This is a genomic window from Bradyrhizobium jicamae, assembly GCF_018130215.1.
Classification (GTDB): Bacteria; Pseudomonadota; Alphaproteobacteria; order Rhizobiales; family Xanthobacteraceae; genus Bradyrhizobium; species Bradyrhizobium jicamae_A.
In genome coordinates this window covers 1-22,910 of sequence record NZ_JAFCKQ010000012.1, presented here as the reverse complement: position 1 = coordinate 22,910, position 22,910 = coordinate 1, and the positions used below count along the sequence as shown (strand labels likewise).

At 65.5% G+C, this 22,910-nt stretch carries 25 protein-coding genes; 14 read left to right on the top strand and 11 right to left on the bottom strand.

All coding sequences use genetic code 11. From position 1 onward, the window contains the following. Positions 1-68: 68 nt before the first annotated feature. From JQ586_RS15735 to JQ586_RS15715, 5 genes are all read left to right on the top strand, one after another. Complete coding sequence (locus JQ586_RS15735; protein WP_212395630.1) at positions 69-812, top strand: RsiV family protein; 744 nt, start codon at positions 69-71, stop codon at positions 810-812. 72 nt (positions 813-884) lie between these two features. Continuing rightward, positions 885-1,199, top strand: coding sequence for a nucleotidyltransferase family protein (locus JQ586_RS15730; RefSeq protein ID WP_212395500.1), 315 nt, complete (start codon positions 885-887; stop codon positions 1,197-1,199). Between the two features lie 115 nt (positions 1,200-1,314). Continuing rightward, complete coding sequence (locus JQ586_RS15725) at positions 1,315-1,539, top strand: HepT-like ribonuclease domain-containing protein (protein ID WP_312016971.1); 225 nt, start codon at positions 1,315-1,317, stop codon at positions 1,537-1,539. Positions 1,540-1,584: 45 nt separating this feature from the next. Next, a complete protein-coding gene (meaB, locus tag JQ586_RS15720) occupies positions 1,585-2,577 on the top strand; it encodes a methylmalonyl Co-A mutase-associated GTPase MeaB (protein ID WP_212395499.1) in 993 nt (330 codons plus the stop codon). Further along, complete coding sequence (locus JQ586_RS15715; protein ID WP_212395498.1) at positions 2,574-3,221, top strand: pyroglutamyl-peptidase I; 648 nt, start codon at positions 2,574-2,576, stop codon at positions 3,219-3,221. Before meaB ends, JQ586_RS15715 begins: the two co-directional genes overlap by 4 nt. Before the next feature lie 62 nt (positions 3,222-3,283). On the opposite strand, the gene JQ586_RS15710 is transcribed toward JQ586_RS15715, so the two are convergent. Next, the gene (locus JQ586_RS15710) at positions 3,284-3,676 is read right to left on the bottom strand and encodes a hypothetical protein (RefSeq protein WP_212395497.1); all 393 of its coding nucleotides are present in this window, start codon (positions 3,674-3,676) and stop codon (positions 3,284-3,286) included. Positions 3,677-3,975: 299 nt separating this feature from the next. Between JQ586_RS15710 and JQ586_RS15705 the strand changes: the two genes are divergently transcribed. Next, positions 3,976-5,346, top strand: coding sequence for a TIGR03808 family TAT-translocated repetitive protein (locus JQ586_RS15705; protein WP_212395496.1), 1,371 nt, complete (start codon positions 3,976-3,978; stop codon positions 5,344-5,346). Positions 5,347-5,416: 70 nt separating this feature from the next. Here the strand turns inward: JQ586_RS15705 and JQ586_RS15700 are convergent, their stop codons facing one another. Beyond that, the gene (locus JQ586_RS15700) at positions 5,417-5,899 is read right to left on the bottom strand and encodes a TIGR03809 family protein (RefSeq protein ID WP_212395495.1); all 483 of its coding nucleotides are present in this window, start codon (positions 5,897-5,899) and stop codon (positions 5,417-5,419) included. A 461-nt stretch (positions 5,900-6,360) separates the two neighbouring features. Next, positions 6,361-7,803 carry a S8 family serine peptidase gene (locus tag JQ586_RS15695; protein WP_409410992.1) on the bottom strand — a complete coding sequence of 481 codons (1,443 nt, stop codon included), beginning with the start codon at positions 7,801-7,803 and terminating at the stop codon, positions 6,361-6,363. Between the two features lie 154 nt (positions 7,804-7,957). Here JQ586_RS15695 and JQ586_RS41320 point away from each other — a divergent pair, with 154 nt between their 5' ends. Next, a complete protein-coding gene (locus JQ586_RS41320) occupies positions 7,958-8,242 on the top strand; it encodes a hypothetical protein (RefSeq protein ID WP_312016976.1) in 285 nt (94 codons plus the stop codon). 9 nt (positions 8,243-8,251) lie between these two features. Here the strand turns inward: JQ586_RS41320 and JQ586_RS15690 are convergent, their stop codons facing one another. Both JQ586_RS15690 and JQ586_RS15685 read right to left on the bottom strand, forming a co-directional pair. Next, positions 8,252-8,962 carry a hypothetical protein gene (locus JQ586_RS15690; RefSeq protein ID WP_212395493.1) on the bottom strand — a complete coding sequence of 237 codons (711 nt, stop codon included), beginning with the start codon at positions 8,960-8,962 and terminating at the stop codon, positions 8,252-8,254. Beyond that, positions 8,959-9,528 carry a sigma-70 family RNA polymerase sigma factor gene (locus JQ586_RS15685; RefSeq protein WP_212395492.1) on the bottom strand — a complete coding sequence of 190 codons (570 nt, stop codon included), beginning with the start codon at positions 9,526-9,528 and terminating at the stop codon, positions 8,959-8,961. The genes JQ586_RS15690 and JQ586_RS15685 overlap by 4 nt, the downstream gene beginning before the upstream one ends. A gap of 431 nt (positions 9,529-9,959) precedes the next feature. Here JQ586_RS15685 and JQ586_RS15680 point away from each other — a divergent pair, with 431 nt between their 5' ends. Further along, entirely contained in the window at positions 9,960-11,108 is a 1,149-nt protein-coding gene (locus tag JQ586_RS15680; RefSeq protein WP_212395491.1) for a GGDEF domain-containing protein, read from the top strand. Between the two features lie 69 nt (positions 11,109-11,177). Further along, positions 11,178-12,284 (top strand): DUF2336 domain-containing protein, encoded by a 1,107-nt coding sequence (locus tag JQ586_RS15675; protein WP_212395490.1) that lies wholly within the window; start codon positions 11,178-11,180, stop codon positions 12,282-12,284. Positions 12,285-12,332: 48 nt separating this feature from the next. Here the strand turns inward: JQ586_RS15675 and JQ586_RS15670 are convergent, their stop codons facing one another. Next, on the bottom strand, positions 12,333-12,971 hold the full coding sequence (locus JQ586_RS15670; protein ID WP_212395489.1) for an NrsF family protein: 639 nt from the start codon (positions 12,969-12,971) through the stop codon (positions 12,333-12,335). A gap of 2 nt (positions 12,972-12,973) precedes the next feature. Beyond that, positions 12,974-13,519 carry a sigma-70 family RNA polymerase sigma factor gene (locus JQ586_RS15665; protein WP_212395629.1) on the bottom strand — a complete coding sequence of 182 codons (546 nt, stop codon included), beginning with the start codon at positions 13,517-13,519 and terminating at the stop codon, positions 12,974-12,976. A gap of 324 nt (positions 13,520-13,843) precedes the next feature. Here JQ586_RS15665 and JQ586_RS15660 point away from each other — a divergent pair, with 324 nt between their 5' ends. Continuing rightward, entirely contained in the window at positions 13,844-14,560 is a 717-nt protein-coding gene (locus JQ586_RS15660) for a hypothetical protein (protein ID WP_249147641.1), read from the top strand. A 124-nt stretch (positions 14,561-14,684) separates the two neighbouring features. Beyond that, complete coding sequence (locus tag JQ586_RS15655; protein ID WP_212395488.1) at positions 14,685-15,464, top strand: enoyl-CoA hydratase; 780 nt, start codon at positions 14,685-14,687, stop codon at positions 15,462-15,464. On the opposite strand, the gene JQ586_RS15650 is transcribed toward JQ586_RS15655, so the two are convergent. After that, entirely contained in the window at positions 15,461-17,323 is a 1,863-nt protein-coding gene (locus tag JQ586_RS15650; RefSeq protein ID WP_212395487.1) for an acetyl-CoA hydrolase/transferase C-terminal domain-containing protein, read from the bottom strand. The genes JQ586_RS15655 and JQ586_RS15650 overlap by 4 nt on opposite strands. 260 nt (positions 17,324-17,583) lie before the next feature. Between JQ586_RS15650 and JQ586_RS15645 the strand changes: the two genes are divergently transcribed. Continuing rightward, positions 17,584-18,552, top strand: a complete 969-nt coding sequence (locus tag JQ586_RS15645) for an amidohydrolase family protein (RefSeq protein WP_212395486.1) — start codon at positions 17,584-17,586, stop codon at positions 18,550-18,552. 56 nt (positions 18,553-18,608) lie between these two features. Here JQ586_RS15645 and JQ586_RS15640 read toward each other — a convergent pair whose 3' ends face one another. Further along, positions 18,609-20,000 (bottom strand): CoA transferase, encoded by a 1,392-nt coding sequence (locus JQ586_RS15640; RefSeq protein ID WP_212395485.1) that lies wholly within the window; start codon positions 19,998-20,000, stop codon positions 18,609-18,611. A 118-nt stretch (positions 20,001-20,118) separates the two neighbouring features. Between JQ586_RS15640 and JQ586_RS15635 the strand changes: the two genes are divergently transcribed. Further along, on the top strand, positions 20,119-20,406 hold the full coding sequence (locus JQ586_RS15635; RefSeq protein WP_212395484.1) for a hypothetical protein: 288 nt from the start codon (positions 20,119-20,121) through the stop codon (positions 20,404-20,406). 766 nt (positions 20,407-21,172) lie between these two features. Then, positions 21,173-21,943: an SDR family NAD(P)-dependent oxidoreductase gene (locus JQ586_RS15630; protein WP_212395483.1), complete on the top strand. Its 771-nt coding sequence runs from the start codon at positions 21,173-21,175 to the stop codon at positions 21,941-21,943. 106 nt (positions 21,944-22,049) lie between these two features. Here JQ586_RS15630 and JQ586_RS15625 read toward each other — a convergent pair whose 3' ends face one another. Both JQ586_RS15625 and JQ586_RS15620 read right to left on the bottom strand, forming a co-directional pair. Next, positions 22,050-22,628, bottom strand: coding sequence for a TetR/AcrR family transcriptional regulator (locus JQ586_RS15625; protein WP_212395482.1), 579 nt, complete (start codon positions 22,626-22,628; stop codon positions 22,050-22,052). Between the two features lie 35 nt (positions 22,629-22,663). Beyond that, positions 22,664-22,910: hypothetical protein (locus JQ586_RS15620; RefSeq protein WP_212395481.1), on the bottom strand; the 247-nt coding region annotated here is incomplete at its 5' end.

Below are 22,910 nucleotides of genomic sequence, written 5' to 3'. Positions count from 1 at the left end.
TTCAAAGGGAACGTTCCGTGCGCGCCGATCGCCTGCTGACGCATGCCAGCATCCTTTGCCTTGCCGGAATGCTCGCCGGCCTCAGCCTTCCCGCACGCGCCGCCGATCCCAGGCCCGACGCCACGATCAAGAACCGGAACGTCGAGGCCAATGTCTATCTCGACGACAAGATCAAGGCGGATGCGGCACTGGCCGACGATTGTCTCACGGAGGGCAAGGCGTGGATCGCGAAGAACGCTGCCGAGGCCGCGGCCGCGCGCAAGAGCGATCCGCAGTTCTTCAAGGACGGCGGCTGGTCGTTCGAGCGTAGATATTCGGTCCGTTCCGTCGTCGACGGCCACTATATCAGCGTGCTGCGCGACGACTACATGGACACGCACGCCGCGCATCCGAACACCGACGTCAACACCATCCTGTGGGACTCGACGGCCCGAAAGCGCATCAGCATCCGCCCCTTCTTCACCGAGACGTCGGACGGCGGCCCGACCATGAAGGCGATGGTGTCGGCCGTCACGACCGCGCTGAACGCCGAAAAGAACAAGCGCGACGCCGGCGAGACCGCGACGGCCGAGTGGTACAAGGAACTGAGACCGACACTGCTCAAGATCGGCGCGGTGACGCTGGCGCCGTCCACAGTGTCAGGCAAAAGCTCCGGCCTCACCTTCCACTACCCGCCCTATGCCGTCGGCCCCTATGCCGAAGGCCAGTATGTCGCCTTCGTGCCGTGGGAGACACTGAGGTCATATCTGACGCCGGAAGGCATGAAGATTTTCGGCGGTGCACGGCCGAAGGGAGATGAGGAGGAGCAATAGGGCCCGCCGGAGGGCCGTGCATTCCTGCCCGGATGCTGTGCAGCCCTGCTGCGGATGTGCTAAAGTTATCTCATGATTGAAGTCGCAGAGGTTCCTATCGAGACCGTCATCGGCCGATTGCGTGACATCGCTCCCGCATTGAGAGCCGCGGGAGTCACGCGACTGACCCTGTTCGGGTCGAGAGCCCGCGGTGACGCGCGCCCTGACAGCGATCTCGATGCACTTGTTGAAACGACGGCTCGCGGCGGATTGCCTCGTTTCGACTTCTTCAAGGTCTTGCACTTGACCGAAGATGCAACGGGTCTTCGGGTGCAGCTCTCGATGCGCGAAATGCTCAGGCCGCGCGTTGCAGAACGGATTGCCGACGATCTGATCGAGGTCTTGTGAATGCCGCCCACCGTAGGGGATCGGCTGAGGGATATTCTGGAAGCCATCACCGAAATCGAGGGCATCATCGCCGGCAGTGACTTTGAACAATTTTTGCGCGGACAAGATGCGCCGTTTGGCGATCGAGCGCTTGCTCGAGATCGTCTGCGAAGCATCGCGGAGACTTCCGGACAACCCCAAGGATCGCAACGTTGATATCGACTGGCGAAAGATGATCGACTTTGGCAATGTATTGCGGCACGCCTATCACGCGACCAGGGTCGATATTGTCTGGGACATCGCCCGTACCGACGTGCCGACACTGAAGGTCTTTGCAAACCGCAAGATAGCGCAACTCTAGCCACCTCCCCTCGCCTGCACCGGCCAGCCGTTGTAAACCAGCCGCATGACCTCGCCGAAGCCTGCCGCTCCCGACATCCGCGCCCTTGCCAAGGACCTCCGCGCCGGCCACCGCGCCGCGCTGGCGCGGGCGATCACGCTGGTCGAGAGCAGGCGCGGCGATCACCAGGCGGCTGCGCGCGACCTGGTGCAGGCGCTGCTGCCCGACACCGGCACGGCGGTGCGGGTCGGCATCACCGGCTCGCCGGGGGTCGGCAAATCGACCACCATCGATGCGATCGGCATGTTCCTGATCGATCGTGGCCACAAGGTCGCGGTGCTGGCGGTCGACCCGTCCTCGGCGCGCACCGGCGGCTCGATCCTCGGCGACAAGACGCGGATGGCACGGCTCGCCGTTTCAGACCAGGCCTTCATCCGCCCCTCCCCCTCCTCGGGCACGCTCGGCGGCGTCGCGGCGAAAACCCGCGAGGCGATGCTGCTGTGTGAAGCGGCCGGCTTCGACGTCGTGCTGGTCGAGACCGTCGGCATCGGCCAGTCCGAGACCGCAGTCTGCGACATGACCGACTTCTTCCTCGCGCTGATGCTGCCCGGCGCCGGCGACGAGCTGCAGGGCATCAAGAAGGGCCTCGTCGAGCTCGCCGACATGATCGCGATCAACAAGGCCGACGGCGACAATATCAAGCGCGCCAACCTGGCGGCGGCCGAATATCGCAGCGCGCTGCACATCCTCTCGCCGCGCTCCGAGCACTGGCATCCGCCGGTCGAAACCTATTCGGCGCTGTCGGGCACGGGGCTCGACAGGCTCTGGCAGAAGATCCTCGACCATCGCACCGCGATGACCGCGTCAGGCGAATTCGCCGCGCGCCGCCGCGCGCAGCAGGTGAAGTGGATGTGGTCGATGCTGGAGGGCCGGATGATGGCACGGCTGCGCGCCGACGCTGCGATCCGAGCCAAGGTGAAGAAGACCGAGGCCGAGGTCGCCGACGGGCGGATTTCGCCCGCGGTCGCCGCCGAACGGATCGCGGAGATGTTGAAATGACCGACAAGCTGCGCGTCCTCGTCACCGGCTTCGGCCCGTTCCCGGGCGCGCCGTTCAACCCGACCATGCCGCTGGTGAAGCGGCTGACCGAGCTGCGGCGCCCGGCTTTCGACAGCGTTCAGCTCGCGAGCCACATCTTCCACGTCACCTACGCGACCGTCGATCGCGAATTGCCGGAGCAGATCGCGAGGCATCGCCCGCAGGCGCTGCTGATGTTCGGGCTCGCCGGCCGCACCTCCTATCTGCGGATCGAGGCCCGCGCCCGCAACGCCGTGACCACGCTGTTTCCCGATGCCGGCCGCCAGCATGCGCGCAAGGGATCGATCGTCGACGGCGCCGCCGCGCGCTTGTTCGGGCCGCACACGGAAAAGCTTTTGCGCGCCGCGCTTGCCACCGGCATCGACGTGCGACTGTCGCGCGACGCCGGCAGCTATCTCTGCAACTATCTGAGCTGGCGCGCGATCGAGGCAGTGAACACAAACAACGGCGTTCGCCTGGCGCAATTCGTCCATGTTCCGCCGCTCGCGCATGACGGAACGGCCGCTCCCGGCAAATCCGATATCACGCTGGAGCAACTCGTCGATGCCGGCGAGGCGATGCTGCTGGAGCTGGTGAAGCTGACGCGGCAGGCCACGCTGGCGTGAGTGGCGCGGCTTGAGCCGTCCATTCCGCGTCCCGGCGGCGGAACGTGCCCATCCAATTTGGACTATGGGGGCGACAAATCGAGGCCGTCGGGTAGCCTGATCCAAAGAACGATTTGCTCGTCCGGGGAGTGACGGGACAAATGGCCCTTTCCGTGTGTGTCCTCGACCAGCACGAACTCGCCCGCAGAGACGTGCCGCACCTCGCCGTCGCTCGTCTCGTATTCGACCGCCCCGGTCAGTCTGACAGACAAATTCCGCGCCGGAACGGTGTGCCAATCAACCTGCCGCATACCGGCAGGGATTTGAGTGAACTCGACACTCGACGCGGGATAGCGATTGGACACTTGAAACGCCTTGGCACCAGGAGCGACGGTCACCCTGGCCGTCATGGGGATTTCCACTTCATCGAAGTGGGATTCGCCGTCCGGGCTCGCGTATATCCGAAGGCACTTCATCGGCTGTCACCTCTTGGCTCGCCAGCGGGAACAAGACCACCCTTACCATGACAGCAGCGAGGGTAAAATCACGGCTCCAATGTGTTGACCGACTACCGTCTTCACTGTCGCTCCTCGCGATGACGCGGATGGTCCGTTGAACTCGATGACGAAGCCGGCTGCGATCGCTGCACCCGCGATTAACCCTACCGCCAACAATCGCCTGTCCCATCGCCAAGTTCACCATGCCGCGCCGCATTTTCGCGCTACCTAGCAAAGGCGAACGTCACCGCTCGCATCTTGCGCGAGAGCCTTGCCAGATGGACGTCAACCGCCGCCACCTCATCGGAGCATCCGCCGCCGGCATGGCCGGCGCGCTTGCAATGTCGCCCGAGGCTGCGCGCGCCGCGCAATCGCTCGGATCGCTCGGCCGCGACGTCACCCAGTACGGCGTCCGCCCCGGCAGCCCCGACGATCAAACCCGCAACCTGCAGCGCGCCATCGACGAGGCGGCACGGGCGCAGGTGCCGCTGGTGTTTCCGCCCGGCGTCTACCGCTCCGGACTGCTGCGGCTTGCCGCCGGCAGTCATTTGATCGGCGTGCGCGGCGCCTCCCGGCTCGCATTCCACGGCGGCCTGTCGATGCTGTCGGGCGAAGGCGCCGGCGGCATCGGCCTCACCGGGCTCGTGCTCGACGGCGGCAACATCCCGCTGCCGACGCGGCGCGGCCTGGTGCATTGCCTGTCCGGCCGCGACATCCGCATCACCGATTGCGAGTTTGCCGGCAGCGGCGGCAACGGCATCTGGCTCGAGCAGGTATCCGGCGACGTCAGCAACAACATCTTCACCGCCGTTGCGAGCACCGCGCTCGTCTCGTTCGATGCGGTCGGACTTATCGTCTCGCGCAACACCATCAAGGGCACCAACGATAACGGGATCGAGATCCTGCGCACCGCGATCGGCGACGACGGCACCATCGTCGCCGACAATCGCATCGAGGACATCAAGGCCGGCCCCGGCGGCTCCGGGCAGTATGGCAACGCCATCAACGCCTTCCGCGCCGGCAACGTCATCGTGCGCGGCAACCGCATCCGGAACTGCGACTTCTCGGCGGTACGCGGCAATTCGGCCTCCAACATCCACATCACAGACAATAATGTCAGCGACGTTCGCGAGGTCGCGCTGTATTCGGAGTTCTCCTTCGAGGCCGCGGTCATCGCCAACAACACGGTGGACGGCGCGGCGCTCGGCGTCTCCGTCTGCAATTTCAACGAGGGTGGCCGGATCGCGGTGGTCCAGGGCAACATCGTCCGCAACCTGCTGCCGAAACGGCCCATCGGCACCGACCCTGGCGACGGGGCCGGCATCGGCATCTATGTTGAGGCTGACACATCAGTCACCGGCAATGTGATCGAGAACGCGCCGTCGTTCGGCATCGTCGCGGGCTGGGGCAAATATCTGCGTGACGTCGCGATATCAGGCAACGTGATCCGCAACGCTTTTGTCGGCATCGGCGTCTCGGTGGTGCCGGGCGCGGGCACAGCGCTGATCAACAACAACATGATCTCGGAAACCCCGCGCGGGGCGGTGGTCGGGCTCGACCACGCACGCGCCGTCACCACCGACCTGTCGGCCGGCGGCGGGCAGCAATATGCGCAATTGATGATCGGCGCGAATGCGGTGCGGCGATAGAAGCGCTTTCGAGCGAAGTGGTTAGCGGTTCGCGTGAAGAAAACGCGTCAAAACAAGAATCTGGCGTAGGCTAAAGCGTGGTGCGCAGCAATGGATAGCGCGCCTGCATCGCGTTGAGATCGAGCACCGGCAGCGCGGGAATCTCGAGCGGCGGTGCGTCGGCGACGGCAGAAGCTTCGTCCAGCACCTCGACGGCTGTCTCGAGCGCGGCCGCAACCGCCGTCATCGTGGCTTCGGCCAGCGCCGCCGCCTCTGGCCGGTACTGCGGCGCTGGCTGGGCATCGGAGTTCGGCAATGCCGAACGGCCGCGACCCAACCAGGACAGATCGATCGGGGAATTGTCGAGCGAGGCCTCGCGCGACAGCAGATCGCGCCAGGTGTCGACCGCGGCTCTCGCTTCCGTGATGTTTTCAAGAAAGGCCTGCTCGCTGTGATAGCGGCGCCAGCGCCCGCTTTCGAACATCTCGGTAAGATGCTCCAGCCTCTGCTCGGCGAGGTTGCACCAGCGCGCAACGATCTCCTGGCCTCTGGCCACGTCGGTCCGATGTGTCATTCAACTTGCCCGTAAGGAGAGAGACGGACGCAGACGCAACCGAACCGAACCGAACCGAATCAACAGGACGTGGCAGAGATATTCTGTGGAAAAGGTAAATAAAGTCTAACTAAATTCTTAATCGGCGACGGTCGCCGCAAGAAGTCCGCTACGAGGTTTCTCGCATTATCCACAGTCAGACTTGTCGACATGCATGGTCGCGATGCATCGCACGTCGGCAGCGCCGCGCTGACGGCTCCCCCAAATGAAAGACCCGTCCGGGGGGACAACCGGACGGGTCAAAGCCATATGGGCGCTTGGGGTGGATGGGCGCTCGCGCCTGATATAGCCAGCGGGGAGGGTTAACCGCTCCCACACACATAAGTCGTGGCAGGGGCCCCGACGTTCAAACCTCCGTCGATTTTTTTGCCCCCCGCGCCCGGGGTTCCGCGGCGTAATTTCGCGGGCTACAGCGCCGAAAATCACTGCGCATCAGGCCGATTTGCATCGTTTGCCGCGGATTTGTCCGATGCCGTCGACGGTGTGGAGCCGTCAGACGCGCGGCTCACGGAAGTGTTATTGCCGTCGGGCGCTTTCGGCGGCTGCGACAGTTTGTCCGAGACCGCCACGACAGGAACGGCGGGCGTCCTGCTCGAAGCCGTGACCGCGGCGAACGCATCTGCCTCCCCTGCCCCGAACAGATCGTCGCGGCCGGGTGCGCCGATGTCACGGGCCGTGCCGGTCAGGATCGCCCGCACCTCGTTCGGCTGCAACGCAGGATTGCGCTCGAGCATCAGGGCCGCGATCCCGCTGATGAACGCCGCGGAGAAGGAGGTGCCCGATGTCATCTGGTACTTGCCGTCGGGCGCGGGCAACAGGATGTCGACGCCAGGCGCCGCCAGCGCGATATGGCTGCCGCGGTTCGATGCCGTGAACAATCCGTCCTTGGCGTCGGTGCCACTCACCGCGATCACCTCCGGATCGGCGGCCGGGTACAGCGGCGGCGATTTCGCGCCGGCATTGCCGGCTGCGGCGACCAGCACGATGCCCTTGGCGGCGGTTGCGGCCACCGCGCGCCCGATCAGCGTGTCCTTCGGACCGGCAAAGCTCATGTTCACGATCTGCGCACCGTGCAGCACGGCGTAATCTAGGCCCTTGAGGATCACGTAGGATGTGCTCTCCGCGCCGCTCCTGCCCGCACCGAATGCGCGGATCGCCAGGATCCGGACCTCCGGGGCACCACCCATCAGCTTCGCGTGCGCGGCGATCGCGCCCGCAACGCCGGTGCCGTGGACATGCGGTCCCTCCTTGCTGCCGAGCGCATCGAAATTATCGGCGATCGTGTTGGCCAGTTCGGGATGGGCGGCGTCGACGCCGGAATCGATCACCGCGACGGTCACGTTCATGCCGCGCGCCAGTGTGTGGGCCTGCGGCAGGTGCAGCTGCGCCAGCGCGTACTGCGCCGGATCACCCTCGCTGGGCACGCCCTGCTGGTCCTGCAGCAGATAACGATAGTTCGGCTGCACGGAGCGAACGCTGCCGTCGCCGGCCAGATCCAGCCTCGCCGCCTCCAGCGGCCGGTTGCCGGCGATGCGGAACAGGCCGACGGTCACGCCGAGCAGCGGGATATTCTGCGAGACGATCCGGGTCAGTCCGTGTCGCCGCGCCAACGCGTCGGCCTGGGCGTCCGTCAAGGCGCTGTCGATCTCGGCGACAAGCTGGTTCGGCACGGTTCGCCGGTCCTGCGCAACCTGCGTATTGCCGCCGGCTCCGGTCCCGCTCTTCTGGGTCACGCCCTTGCTGCTGCCGCCGCTCATCAGCGCGACTGGTCGGTCGTAACACCCGCCATCGCTGCCGCGATAAGCGTCCTCGCAGGCGGGATAGAGGTTAGGCGAATAGCGTGCATAGGGCAGCGTCGATCCCACCGCCAATCGCGGGATGGTCTCGATCCGTGGAGGCGGCGGCCCGCGATCCGGTGGCGATGGCTTGGGGGTGACTACGTTGGGCGTGACAGGCTTGGGAGTGACAGGCCCGGGGTTGACGGTTTTGGGGGTGATACCAAGGCCATTCCGGGCGGCGATGCTGGTGCCGGTCCGGGCGGTAATGCCTGAACTGTTCCTGACGGCCGTATTGGCTCCCACCTTGCTCGCAACGTTCGGATTGATCCGCGGCCCGATCGAGACGCGCGGCGCGATGCGGATGGTCGGGGAGCGCATGAAGCTCTGGGCGTGCGCCGCCGGACCCGAGAGAGACATCAAGGGGAAAATCGCGACGGCGACGGCCACCGCGGCGCTCGTCGGCCAGCCCGGGCAATTACGGTTCATCGCAACCTCGACGCAAACGCAGAACCGTCAACCGAGCTGAGGCAAACCCCTAGGGCGTTTCGACCGCGAGGCTGACTATCTTTTCCTTCTGCAATCGGGCGATCAACGCCGCGACATCGGCCTTGGCCATCGCGTGATCGCCGATCTGCAGGCGGAACACCCCGGCCTTGGCGCCATCGATCGACGCCTGATAGGTGTCGAGCAGCGCATTGATGTCGGCGATCTTCGCATCGGGCGTAAAGCGCACCAGCAGGCGCGGCGGCGCGGCGGCCGGACCGCCGAGGTCACGGGTGAGCGGCGCGTTGCGGTCGGTCATGTCGAGGGATGCGGTCTGGAACGAAGCCGGCTGGCTCCGCATCAGTACCGCGCCGATCACGCCCGCCTGCAACAATAGCGCGATCGCGCCGACGCTCGCGGACCATGCCAGCGTGCGCGGCGACAATTTCGCGAAGAACTCCGAGACGCCGGCCGAGATCCGCGCCGACGTCGCCGGCCTCTGTTCCGGCTCGGCATCGATCGCCGCGAACAGCTTCTGCATGGCACGCGCAGAGGGCGCACCGAGGCTCTCGTTGAGATGGATCGTCTCGGCGAATTCCTCGCGGATAACGTCATACTGTATGGCAAGCGCGGAATCGCGTGCGAGCGCGTCCTCGACACGGCGCGCGTCACGCGAGTTCAGCGTGCCGGCTGCATGCCACGGCAACAGCATCTCGATCTCGCCGGGCTGTTGATCCAGCATTTTCTTGTTCGCTGCCATCATGGCCAACCTCGCTCGATGCCGGCGGCCTTCAGCAGCTCGGCAAGTTTCTTGCGCGCGTAGAACAGGCGCGTCTTCACGGTGTTCTCCGGAATGCCGACGATCTCAGCCACCTCTTCCACGGACTTCTCGTGATAGTAGACAAGATCGACGATCTCCCGATGGTCTGTCGAAAGCGCCGTCAGGCACTTGCGCAGGACGTCACCGGTGTCCCTCTTCTGCACCACCGTTTCCGGATCGTCGGACGTATCCTCGATCGCGTTCGCGGCCTCATCGTCCAGTTCGGCGTCCTTGCGGCGCCGAAGCGCAGACAAGGCCTTGAATCGGGTAATCGCCAGCAGCCAGGTTGAAACGGCGGAACGTCCCTCGAACTTGCCCGCCTGACGCCACACATCGAGGAAGACTTCACTGATGAGGTCTTCCGCGACCTGCTCATCCCGCACGAGCCGAAGCCCGAAGCGGTACACTCTGACATGATGCCGTCCGTACAGCACCTGCATGGCGAGGCGGTCGCCTTGAGCGATCCGAGCGATCAGAACCTCGTCTGAAGCCGCCTGTGTCGCGCTCAATGGCCGTCTCGCAAGGTTGGTCTGAGGGGGGTGGTGCGTGGTTCGACGCGAGAGGCAAGATTCTTCACATTACGGCAATGTGCTGACTGCATGTGTGATCCAGGCCACAGTCGATGACCCAGCGGAGGGACATGAGGCGAAAGTGCTGGAGGCTCTATCAACGGTATCATGATACTAGAGGCTTCCCACTGCACCGCCCAATCCGGTGCAACCATACCAAGGCCGCGCAGGCAAGCCAGCGCCCACGTCTCGAGCTCCCCCCACGGAAACGCGCCGGCCGCTTCGCCGCCGCCCCTCCCAGGCAAACAGATTCCCCTTACGAAACAAGGGCCATGACCGGGTTGCAACGGAGCAGATTCGGTTCCGAAAGATACCAAACCTAAAGGCTTTCCCACGTAGATTTTTGCCGGGTCCCACCACCGGCGAAAACCATGGGCAGCGCTGCGTCGTCATTTCTCGCCCCGATCACGGGCGCACTGGAAGGTGGACGTCCCAAGCTGACGGCCGAGCGGCTGGCGCGCCGCGCCAAGCAGCGTCGCCAGATCCAGTCGATGATCGGCAGCTGCTTCGTGCTCGATGCCGTCGTGCTGCTGATCTACGCGCATGCCGGCACCACGTCGGTCGCCGTCGCCACCGGATATGCCCTGACCGGCCTTACTTTGGTGGCAGCCTATGTGCTGCTCTCCGAAATCGGATTCCACGAGCGCTTCCGCGACCACTACCTGGTCGCGCCGCAATCGGCGATCAACATGGTGAACCTCCTGATGTTCACCTACATCGCGCCCGAGGCGGGCGTGCTGTTCCTCTGCAACCTGTTCGTGGTGTTCGGCTTCGGCGCGCTCCGTACCTCGGCGCGGCAGACCGCCGTGATCTGGACCGTGATGGTGCTGGGCCTGGCGGCACTGTTCCTGTGGACCGACAAGCCGATCGGAATGCCGACCGGCACCATGCCGGACCGCCTGGCCACCATGCTGGTGTTCGCGCTGACGATCGGGCGCTGCATGTTCCTCGGCATCTTCTCGAGCTCGATGCAGCAGTCGCTCTATCAGAGCGGGGTGAAGCTGAAGGAAGCTTACCGCCGCATCGAGGAACTCGCAGAGCTCGACGAACTGACCGGCGCCTTCAACCGCCGCTGCATCATGCGCATGCTCGAGGAGGAGATCGCACGCTGCGAGCGCAGCGGCAGCACGTCGGCGATCGCGCTGATCGACCTCGACCATTTCAAGCGCATCAACGACACCTACGGACATCCGATCGGCGACGAAGCGCTGCGCACCTTCGCCATCAGCATGTTCGCCAATATCCGCAGCATCGACCGCTTCGGCCGCTACGGCGGCGAGGAGTTCCTGCTGGTGCTGCCCGACCTGTCCCAGGAGGATGCCGGCCGCGCGCTGGAGCGGCTGCGCAGGATCATCGCCGATCTCGACTGGAGCGCGTTCTCGCCGGGCATGCAGGTGACGATCTCCGCCGGCGTCACGACGCTGCGTCCGAACGAGACGTCCGACACGTTGCTCGCCCGCGCCGACCGCGCGCTCTACACCGCAAAGGCACGGGGTCGCAACCGCATCGCCAGTGCCTGACCCGCCCATTTCCACATTCGGCGTCGGAGAAACCGTCGCCACCAGTCTTTGACGCTCCAGGATAGAGTCATGAATTCGAAGTCCGCGACAGCACCTGAAAGTCTGCTCGACGAATTGCAGACGACGCTCGCGCACGGCACCGTCGCACGCCGTGTCGAAACGCTGCGCCGCGTGACCGATCTCTTCATCAACGGCTCGGTGGACTACTCGGACGAACAGATCGGGCTGTTCGACGACGTCTTCCAGTGCCTGCTCGACCACATCGAAAGCTCGGCCAAGGCACTGCTCGCCAACCGCCTTGCGCCGGTCGACACCGCGCCGCCGCGGACCATCCGCACGCTCGCCTTCGACGACCTGATCGAGGTGGCCGGCCCGGTGCTCGCACAGTCGGCGCGGCTCGACGACGACACCCTGATCGAGACCGCGCGCAGCAAGAGCCAGGCGCACCTCCTCGCGATCTCGACCAGGAAGGCGCTGAGCGGCGCGGTGACCGACGTGCTGGTGCTGCGCGGCAATGACGAGGTGATCCAGAGTACGGTCAACAACCCCGGCGCAGAATTCACGGAGCGCGGCTTCACCCGTCTGGTCAGCCGCGCCGAGGGCGACGACAATCTGTCGACCTGCGTCGGCCTGCGGCCGAACATTCCGCGGCACCTCTATCTCAAGCTGGTCGCGAAAGCGTCCGACACTGTCCGCCAGCGGCTCGAGGCCGCGATCCCGCAGCAGGCCAAGGACATCCCGACTGCGGTGCAGGAAGCGACGCGGCGCGCCCGCTCGGCGCCCGGCGCCGTCACCCGGGACACCACGATCGCCCATGCCCTCGTCAAGTCGCTCTACGAGGATGGCCGGCTCGACGAATTCCAGCTCGCCACGTTCGCCGAGGCCGGCAAGTTCGACGAGACCAACGCCTCGCTGGCGGCGCTCGCCAATGTCACGGTCGGCATCGCCGAGAACATGATGATCGAAACCCGCGCCGAGGGCGTGATGATCCTCGCCAAGGTGTCGGGCCTGTCGTGGTCGACGGTACGGGCCATCATCAATTTGCGCGACGAGATCTCCGGCGGCGAGCCGACCGACCTGCAGACCTGCAAGGACACCTACGAGCGGCTGCGGCCCTCGACCGCGCAGCAGGTCCTGCGCTTCCACCGCATGCAGCAATCGGCGCCGGCGGCCTAGACTCCTGTTCTGACGCGTTTTCTTCACGCGAAGCGGTGTCCGGGCGCTCTAGTATCTCAGCACCCGCGACCCCGCGAGCGCGCCGACCGCAGTGACCAGCGCGGTCGCGATCGTGTACCAGGTCGCCACGAACAGCGGTGAGTCGTCGGTGCAATGCGACGCATAGAGCGTCGCGGCAAATCCCGCCGACAGCATGCCCGCAATCGCGCCGGCAACGGCAGGCCGCGCCGGCGCACCCTGACGCAGCGCATAGAGTGCGCCGGCGAGCAGCGGCAACGACATCTCGGGGATCGCGGACATGCAGTACCGCGAATTGCTGCCGACCAGCCGCGTCATCATCGGCGTCCGCTGCGGCATCATCATCTCGCCGCCGATGCCGGCGACGAGGATGCCGGCCGGGATCAACAGCCACCAGCCAAACCCGCGCAGCGAGGCCTCCGGCCGCGCCAGATGCAGGCTCACCGCAGTCGCGGAGATCGCCAGCGCCAGCGTGACCGCAAACTTCAGGTCGAAGAACGGATTATGCATCGCGGTCATGACGTCCGGGCGCACGCCAAGCTCGGTGAAGAACATCAGTATCGACACCGGCGCCGCCGCGAGCAGTGCCAGCATCAGCGAAAAGCCGATCGGACGGGTGTGGTGCTCGTTGTCGGCGGCGAGTGTTCGAATGAGTTGATCGGTATCCATGCTCATTGTTCCCGCAATTTCGCCGTCAGGGCCGCGAGCCCGCGATGCAGCGCGACCCGCACCGCGCCTTCGCTCATCGAGAACCTGGCTGCCGTTTCCTTGATCGAGGCGCTGTCGACCGCGATCGATTGCAGGACGTCGCGCTGCCGTGCCGGCAGGGTCTGCAACTGGGCGGCGACTTCGCTCGCGGAGGCCGTCTGCTCGACCGGCTCGCCGGGCAGCGTTTCGGCGAAGTCGTCGATGTTGACGAAGATGCGCTTGCCCCGGCGGCGCAGGGCGTCGATCAGCTTGTTGCGCGCGATCGCAAACAGCCACGGCGCAAACGGGGCGCTGGTGTCCCAGGTCTGCCGCTTCAAATGCACCGCCAACAAGATGTCCTGCACGATGTCCTCGGACTGGTCGATCGGTTGTCCCGCGCGCGCAAGACCGCGGCGCGCCGCCGCGCGGAGCACCGGCGTGACGGCCTTGAGCAGGCGATGATACGCCGCGCTGTCTCCTGACATGGCCGACCGCATCAGGCCGGTCCACTCGTCGTCACGTTCGCGCACGCGCGCTCCTGAAATGCAATTCGACCGATCTTTCAATTTGTTACGCCAGACGCAGGAGATCACGGATTCGTGATATCGAACTTCGGCACGACAAATACCGGTGGCCGCGACGTGGAGAATCGTCGCGGCGGGCCCCTGATACCTTGGCTCATAACATCGATCGGCGCGCCAAGCATCGGGGCTTGCCCGCAAGCCGCTCATAGCTTGAGGAAATTGCCCAGCTTTCGCCCCCGATAGCCCGAAGATTCCCTTTTTTTGCCCCGGTGTGGACACGCAGCGGGGTCTCTTTTCGCCCCGGGACAGGCGAAATGGGGAGTTCTTCAAATGAAAATCAAAGCCAGCGAGTGCTTGGCCTTGATGGTTGCGACAGTGCTGTTCGCCTGTTTCACCGGGCCGTTGCCGGCGCGTGCGGCCGGTTCGGACACCGCGGCGTCCAAATCCGATGACGCTGCGACCAGCAAATCCGTCCGCCAGACTTCGCGGCATGGCAAGCGCTCTGCGCATCAGAGATCGACCGACGGAAAGAAAGCCGGGAACGACTCCGTCGACGCCGGCAGCGTGACGTCGGCAGGCATCCCGCCCTCGGTCGCCAATGCCAATGCCGAGCTGACATCCGCCGACACGGCAGCGGACGACAGGGCGAACACCGGTTCCGCCAGGGTCAACACAATGGTGGCCCCCGACAGGATCGCCGAGACGCAGCAGCCCGCCGACCCCAGGGTGGTAGCATCCGACCAGCTCAATGACGTCGATCGTGCCCTGCAGCAGGCCGCTCCGGCCGAACCGCAGCAGCTTGCCCAGCAGCAGCAACAGCCGGCCCCCCAGCAGGCGGCCGAGCAGCAACAACCTGCACCGGTCCCACCGCAGGCGGTTGCACCGGTCCCGCCGCAGACGGTTGCAATGGCTTCCGCCAAGCCGGCTCCGGTTCAGATGGGCGGCGACAGCTCGACCTGGGATCAGACCTCGCTGATCGGAAAGATCTTCATCGGTTTCGGCGCCCTGCTCACCGTGGCGTCTGCCGCGCGCATGTTCATCGCATAGCCTGGCCTTGCGGCTGCGGCGCGGGTAGCGCCGCACCGCGGGCCTGACATCCTCTTTCCGCCTCTTGATGCGCCTCCCGCCAGCGGGCACATTGCCCGCCAAATCAGGCACGGGGTTACGGTCAATGGCTACGTTCGAATTCATCATTGTCGAGAGCAAGGGACCGGTCGGCGTCATCACGCTGAACCGTCCGAAGATGCTGAACGCGCTGTCGTTCGGAGTGTTTCGCGAGATTGCGGCTGCGGTCGACGATCTCGAGGCCGACGACAACATCGGCTGCCTCCTGATCACCGGCAGCGAGAAGGCCTTCGCAGCCGGGGCCGACATCAAGGAGATGCAGCCCAAGGGCTTCATCGACATGTTCGAGAGCGACTTCGCCGCGATCGGTGGCGATCGCGTTGCCCGCTGCCGCAAGCCGACCATCGCCGCGGTCGCCGGTTACGCGCTCGGCGGCGGCTGCGAGCTCGCGATGATGTGCGACATCATCATCGCGGCCGACAACGCCAAGTTCGGCCAGCCGGAGATCACGCTTGGCACCATCCCGGGCATTGGCGGCACGCAGCGCCTGACGCGCGCGATCGGCAAGTCGAAGGCCATGGATCTCTGCCTCACGGGGCGGATGATGGATGCCGCCGAAGCCGAGCGCGCAGGGCTCGTGTCGCGGATCGTGCCCGCCGACAAGCTGATGGAAGAGGCGCTGGCCGCAGCCGAGAAGATCGCCTCGATGTCGCGCCCGGCGGCGGCGATGGCCAAGGAGGCGATCAACCGTGCCTTCGAGACCCCGCTGTCGGAAGGCATGAATGTCGAGCGCAATCTGTTCCACTCGACCTTCGCGCTGGAGGATCGCTCCGAGGGCATGGCGGCGTTCATCGAGAAGCGCAAGCCGGTCAACAAAAATCGCTAACCCTCCCTGCTCTTTGCGAGCGCAGCGGTGACCAGCGCGCGATAGGCGCGCTCGGCGAAATGGGTCGGCTTGTCGAGGCCGAGCCGCGCCAGGCATTCGCGATCGGCGGCATCGGGCGGATGCCGCATCCCCTGCCACGCGAGGCCGGCGAGTTTCAGTGGCGTCCGCTGCGCGTCCTGCAGGATTTGCAGCGCGGGGATCAGCCGCTGCTCGATGTCGGTGAAATCGCTGCCGAACGGAAATGACGGCAACAGTCCCTCATCCCGCGCAGGCTTCAGCGCCGCGCGGATGCGTTCGGGATAGTTGTCGCGGTGAGCGGCCGGAATCTCGTAACTCCGCGCCAGCTTGCCGGCCTCCTTGGCCTGCCGCATCAGTTCGCTCTGGAAGCGCGAATCCGCCACCTGCAACATCGCCGCGACGACGTCGGCATCGGATTTGCCGCGCACGTCGGCCACGCCATATTCGGTGACGAAGACGTCGCGCAGGTGCCGCGGGATGGTCTCGTGGCCGTAGGACCAGCGGATATTCGACTGCACCGCCTTGCCGGACGGATGAGTGGCCTCCAGCGCCAGCACCGAACGTGCGCCTTCGAGCGCAAACGCCTGGGCGACGAAATTGTACTGGCCGCCGACGCCGCTCACCACCTGTCCGTTCTCGAGACCATCGGAGATCGCAGCGCCCAGCAGCGTTGCCATCATCGCGTTGTTGACGAAGCGCGCCTCGACGCGCGCGCGGCGCTTGGTATCCTCCTCGCCGTAGATCTCGTTGGTGAAGGACACCGGCATCATCTGGATCCTGGCCAGCCGCTCAGGCGCCGCCTCGCGGAGCGCACGGTAGAACGCCTTCGGCCCGAGGAAGAATGCACCGTGCAGGATCACGCCGTCGACCTCGCGCTTGAGGATGCCGGCCTCGACCAGGCCGAGGAATGCCTCGAACAGCATCTCGCTGACACCGTAGAGGCCCGTCTCGAACGGCGCGGTTTCGATCGACGCCGGCAACTCGCCGCCCGGCAGCAGCCGCTTCATGATACCCCGGTACTGCGCATTGTCGCGATGCCGGACCACCAGGCCCTGCGCGAGCGCGTCGCCAACCTGGCCGATGCCGATCTGCAGCGTGCCGCCGTCGCGCACCAGACCCGCGGCATGCAGCCCGATGGCGTATTTGGTGTCGCTGATCGGCTCGGACGGCGGCGCGAACAGCGGGAAGTCGGTTTCCGGACTGTCGAGCACCGCGGCGAATTCATCCGCCGGCAGATCGCCGGCACCCGGCATGAACGGCAGCTCGGAGTTGACCTGGGCGACCAGCTTGAATGACGCGCGGCCCTGTGCACGGGCACGCAGCACGTCGAGCGTCGTATCAGTGTTGCAACTCAGGCTGTAGCGCGTCACGCCGTCGATCACGCGCTTGGCGACCAGCTGGGGGACGACATTCAGTCCGCGCGACAGCAGATACGACGCCGCATGGGTATAGTTCGCCGAGATATAGTTCTGTTGCGCGAACGGCTGATACAGCCATTGCCCGGCGAGGAAGAAGAATTCGATCACCTTGATGTTGGCCGGCAGCGCGCCGGCGTGCAGCGCGGCCGCATAGGCGAGATCCGGATAGCCGCCGAACAGGCGATCGATCACCGGGCCGATGAAGCGCTGCTCCAGCAGGCTCTTCGGCCTCGGCTTCTCCAGCGTCAGCGCAGAGAACAGCGTCAGCTTGATCGAGCGGTCGGCGGCGGCCCGTGCGTACAGCGCGTTGACGATGTGGTTGGCCTTGCCGAGCCCGAGCGGCAATCCGACCACGAGATCCGTTCCGACGTCGCGAATGACGTGTTCCGCAATCGCCTCGGGGTCGGAGAAGACGTTCGGCATCAGCAATCAACCCGGCGAGGCCATGGACAACCGGCCGTCGGAATCGGCGGCCGGGAGCTGAAATCTATACTGCATATGACAGTCGGGTTCGCCTGCGACGACGCGGCGATGGACAGGAATTGGATCGCCGTGCCGCGGCAGTTGCGCGCGTTGGGCTCTTCCCGCCCGCGCCGTCCCCCGATAACCTCCTGCCGCCGGCGGCGGATAACGCCGGAGCGTGGCGAACACGCATGACAACAGTGCACGCAGGGAGACGCCCAATGCTGACGCGACGCAGTATGATGCTTGCTTCCATCGCGGCGGGAGTGACCATGACCAGCAGCAACGCATCGTCCAGGGCATCGCAGCCGTCGACGGCGGTCAATTTCGACGTGCCTCCCGGCGCGTGCGACTGCCATACCCACATCCACGGGGACCCCGAGAAATTCCCGTTCTTTGCCGGCCGCGTCTACACGCCGGAGCAGGCCTCGCCCGAGGAGATGAGCGCACTGCACAAGGCGCTGCACGTCGAGCGCGTGGTGATCGTCACCCCGAGCGTCTATGGCCCGGACAATTCGGCGACGCTTTTCGGCATGATGGCCCGCGGCGCGACCGCGCGCGGGGTTGCCGTGATCGACGACAGCACCAGCGAAAGCGACCTCGACAACTTGTACAAGGCCGGCTTCCGCGGCATCCGCCTCAACCTCGCGACCGGCGGCGTCAACGATCCCAATGTCGGCCGGCAGCGCTTTTCGGCCGCGATCGAGCGGATGAAGGCCCGCGGCTGGCACGTCCAGCTCTTCACCAGCCTGGCGATGATCGCGGCGATCAAGGACCTGGTTGCAGCCGCTCCGGTGCCCGTGGTGTTCGACCATTTCGGCGGCGCCCAGGCCGCGCTCGGCACAGGCCAGCCGGGATTTGCCGACCTGCTCGACCTCGTCAAATCGGGCAAGGCCTATGTCAAGATCTCCGGCGCCTACCGCGCCTCGAAACTCGCGCCCGACTATCCCGACGCCGCGCCACTCGCGCAGGCGCTGATCGCGGCCAATGCCGAGCGCATCGTCTGGGGCACCGACTGGCCGCATCCGGATTCGGTGACGCCGCCGGGCCGGAAGGTCACCGATGTGACGCCACTGTATCAGATCGACGACGGTCGCCTGCTCAACCAGCTTCCGGCCTGGGCGCCGGACGCCGCGATCCGCAGGACGATCCTGGTCGACAATCCCGCACGGCTCTACGGCTTCACCTGACTGTCTCCCGGCCGGCGCGAGCAATCGACGACGAGGCTCAGCAGTGACCGAGTGGTTCACTCGGGCCATTGCGGGGCATGGCTGCCGAGCGGCATCGCCGGACGGGCCCAGAAGGCGGGGGTCCTGGACAGGTCAGCCGCGTGCCTGACAGCACTGAGGCGGCCAAAGCCGGACGGAAGCTGCTCGATGAAGGGTTTGACCGCGTCGGCCCTGAGATCCTCGATCGCAAGGCCGCCACCGACGCGGCCGAGATTCCACAACCAGCGCCCGGTCTGCGCCAGTGACACCCGGACGTGCCAGCTGCCGCCCTCGCGGGCCTGGCGAGCCTTTGCCATCATGGCGCCGAACGCCATGAAATATCCGGTGGCGTGGTCGAGCATCTGCGCCGGCAGTTCCTTCGGCCCGTCGACGCCGGCCGCCTGCCCCTCGGCGTGATTGAAGCCGGTCGTGGTCTGCACCAGTGAATCGAAGCCGCGGCGCTCCGCCCACGGCCCGGCATGGCCATAGGCCGAGAGCGTCACATAGACGATGCCCGGGTTGATCCGCGCCGCCTCCTCCGGCGAGAAGCCGAGATGCGCGATCGCCTGCGGGCGATAGCCCTGCGAGAAAATATCCGCCTGCGTGACCAGACGGCGCATCACCTCGCGCCCCTCCTCGCTGGTCAGTTCGACGAAGCTCGTCAGCTTGCCGCGGCCGGTATCGATGGTGAGCCACGGGATCGCGGGCAGATCGGGACCGGAGATCAGCAGCACGTCCGCGCCATGGGCGGCGAGCGTGCGGCCGGCGACGGGTCCGGCGATGACGCGCGACAAATCGAGGACACGGATGCCGGCCAGCGGCCGGTCGCCAGCGGGCCACGGCTTTGGCGCGGCGTCGTCGATCTTCTCGATCGAGACCAGCGGCAGCGTTGCCAGCGCCTTCGCATGCGGCGTCGCCGACCAATCGTCATGCGTGCGCATCAGCGCGACGACGCCGCCCGCCGCGTAGGCCGCAGTCTCGAACGCCTCGCCGTCCCATTGCATCAGCGCTTTCTGTACATCGTCACGTTCGGCCTGGCAGTTCAGCACGCGGCAGACGGCGTCACGATGATGCGGGAAATTGGTGTGAAGGCGGACGAAGCGGCCGTCCCCGACACGGTAGACGCCGGCGATCTTGTCCCACGCCGGCGGCGGCGGCTTGTCGTCGACACGCAGATAGCGCTCGCTGCGGCATTCGACCACTGCGTGACGAATGTCGACGGAGACCTCCTGCGGCTCGCCGCTGCGTGATCGCCAGATCTCCGCCGCGGCAAGCCCCGCCGCCGCGATGCTCGCCTGCGCGGCCGCGGCAACGCGGAACGACGACGGCAGTTGCGGTTCGCTGCCGTTGAGCCTGACACGCTCGAGCGCGGACGGCGCGCCGCCGGCCTTGCTCCAGATGTCGGCCAGGATGTCATTGACGTCCTGCATGCGTAGTCCTCTTCGACAATTGTACGCCCTGGCATGATGACAGAAAAGCGGTGCCGCGGTTTGCCAGCCATGCTTAGGTTGTGGCCATCAAGGCCCTTCGACCTGAACAGGAGTTGCAATGGCTGCCCTCGATCCCCTCACCGCCGGCGGCGTTTTCATCGCGACCGCGGCCACCGACGCGGTCTATGTCATGTTCACCTCGGCGGTGGTCGCGCGCAAGCGCGTGCCGGCGGCGACCTGGAGCAGCATCTGGTATCTCCTCTCCTCCTATGCGGTGATCAGCTACACCGAAAACTGGATCTACGTCGCCTTCGCCGCAGCCGGCTCGTGGGTCGGCGCGTACGCCTCGATCACCTTCCTGCACCGCCCTCCCGGCGGCCCGCCGGTCGGTGCGGCGGTGGAGTAGATTTATGGTGCGATATCCATCGACTGTCGTCCCGGCGACATATTCTGTGTCATCACCCGCGCATGCGGGTGATCCAGTATTCCGGAGGCAGCGGTGCTTGAGCCGAGAGGCCGCGGCGTACTGGATCGCCCGGTCGAGCCGGGCGATAACACGAGGATGAGGACGCGGTTTCGCGCTCTCGCGACATGATTGCCCGAGGCTTGCATCTCGTTTCGCCCTCTCCTTGAGCAGAGGGCGCAGGGAAAGCCGGGTGCCGATCGCACCCATGGGTCCCGTGCAACAAGAAGCACGGGGGTAGGACCACAGGTGTAACCGGAGCAATCCGGCTTTCCCTGCGCGATGGTTTACGGCTTATACGTGCTCTCCCCGGCGAGACTGGGCTTTATTGTCACCGTCATCCGCAAGACGCTTGCGCATCCCAAGGACTCGACACCTGCCACTAGGGCGTCAGGCCTGCACGATTTCGCCATCCGCTATCCGCCGCGACCGTCAATCGCGACATCAGCGTCCACCGCATCCCACCACAACGTTCGTGACGATCGCGAAGCGCCCCTCGAGCGGGTGAGACGCGAAAATCTATATACTGGTTTGCCATGCTGATAAACCGAAATATTTTTGCGGCGAGGACTTGACGGGTTTTTGCTGATTTGCCCGACGGGCAGTTTCTGCATGGCTTGGTCGCATCGTGATCGGCGCCGCCAGAACAGAGGTCGCGCGGTGTGCCGATGGGCGCTACAGTGGATGCGCAGCAGCAAAGGACACGCAAATGGATCTGGGTTTGAAGGGACGGAACGCCGTCGTGCTCGGTGGCACACGCGGCATCGGACGGGCGATTGCGGCGACGCTGGCCGGCGAAGGCACAGGCGTTGCGGTTTGTGCCCGCAATGCCGAGCAGGTCGCGTCGACTGTACGCGAGCTGAAAGATTCGGGCGTGCGCGCCGCCGGCGCGGCAGTCGACATCACCGACGGCGCTGCGTTGAAGGCATGGATCGCCGGCGTCGCCGCGGAATTGGGCAGCATCGACATGCTGTTCTCCAACGCCGGCGCGATGGCGCAAGGCGGTGATCCGGCGTCGTGGGAGCAGAATTTCCGTCTGGACGTGCTCGGCGCGGTCAACGCCTTCGAAGCCACGCGTCCATTCCTCGAGGCGAGCGGCGAAAAGACCGGCGATGCGGCCTTCATCATCATCTCGTCGATCTCGGCTGCCCAGGCCGACCGCGCCAGCTCGTATGGCCCGATCAAGGCGGCGCTGGTGCACATGGCGAAGGGACTGGCGCGCCAGTACGCGGCGAAGAGGATCCGCGTCAACGTCGTCTCGCCCGGCACCGTCTATTTCAAGGGCGGCATCTGGAACATGGTCGAGCAGAACACGCCCAAGATTTACCAGGACGCGCTGGCCCGCAATCCGACCGGCCGCATGGCCGCGCCGCAGGAGATCGCCAACGCGGCGGTGTTCCTGGCGAGCCCGATCTCCTCGTTCACGACGGGCTCCAACCTCGTCGTCGACGGCGCGATCTCGAACCGGGTGAACTTCTGAAGCAGCCGGGAAGCCAAACCGGGTTCTTTGCGCTGTCGGAGATTCGGACGGAGCCTCGCTGCTGCCGACCAAATCGCTGCAGCAGCCGGTCGCCCTTCCAGAGCTCCTAGCCTTTTCCGGGGGCCACGATCGCGCGAACGACAAGCGCGATGCGTTCGCTGCGCATGCCGGGCCTGATCCGGCCTGACCGTTCGAGTTCAGCGAGCCCATGAAGGGCTGCCCAAAAGGTCTCGGTGACGTCAGCAGCATTGACGCAAAACGGCGTTACGACGGCCGCAAGTGCTTCGAATCCGGCCCGCAGCTCCGGCCTGGTTCCGGCTTCGGCGAACCGCAAATCCGTCGGGAGGACAAACATGGCCTCGTAGAGTGCAGGACAGCTGAACGCGAAGGCGAGATAGGCGATGGCGACATTCTTGAGAGCGTTTCGTCGTCCCTTCGAACCGCTTGCCGCTTCCCGAAGAGCTGCTGCGAGTTCCTTGAAACCCTCGACTGCAACTGCTGCAACGATCGCATCCCTGTTCTCGAAATGCGAATAGAGAACTGGCTGACTGTACTCGATTTCCCCGGCCAGGCGGCGGATGGTCACGGCATCCCATCCTTCGCGCTCCGCGATCACGCGCGCGGCCGCGACAATGCGGTGCTCGCGCGCAGCCCGCTCCCGGCCTTTCCGCTCGGCAATACCCAATCCTAGATCTCCCGCCTAGCAGGCTGTTGAAGAACTCAGCCGCGTTCGCAAACGAAGCCTGAATCGTCGCCATTGTGGATGTAGAAGTGGCCAACGAGCCTGCCCGCGGTGCCGATCATGGCCCATCCGCGACCACAGGACGGATCATTCTCGTCGTGCCCCTCCCATGAGAATTCGGCGCAGGCCGATCCGTCGCGGGTGCCGTAGCGCACATCCAGGAAGCCCTTGAGAGCCCCAAAGGCTATTTCACCATCGGACTTGCCCCGGAAGGTGAGATGCGCC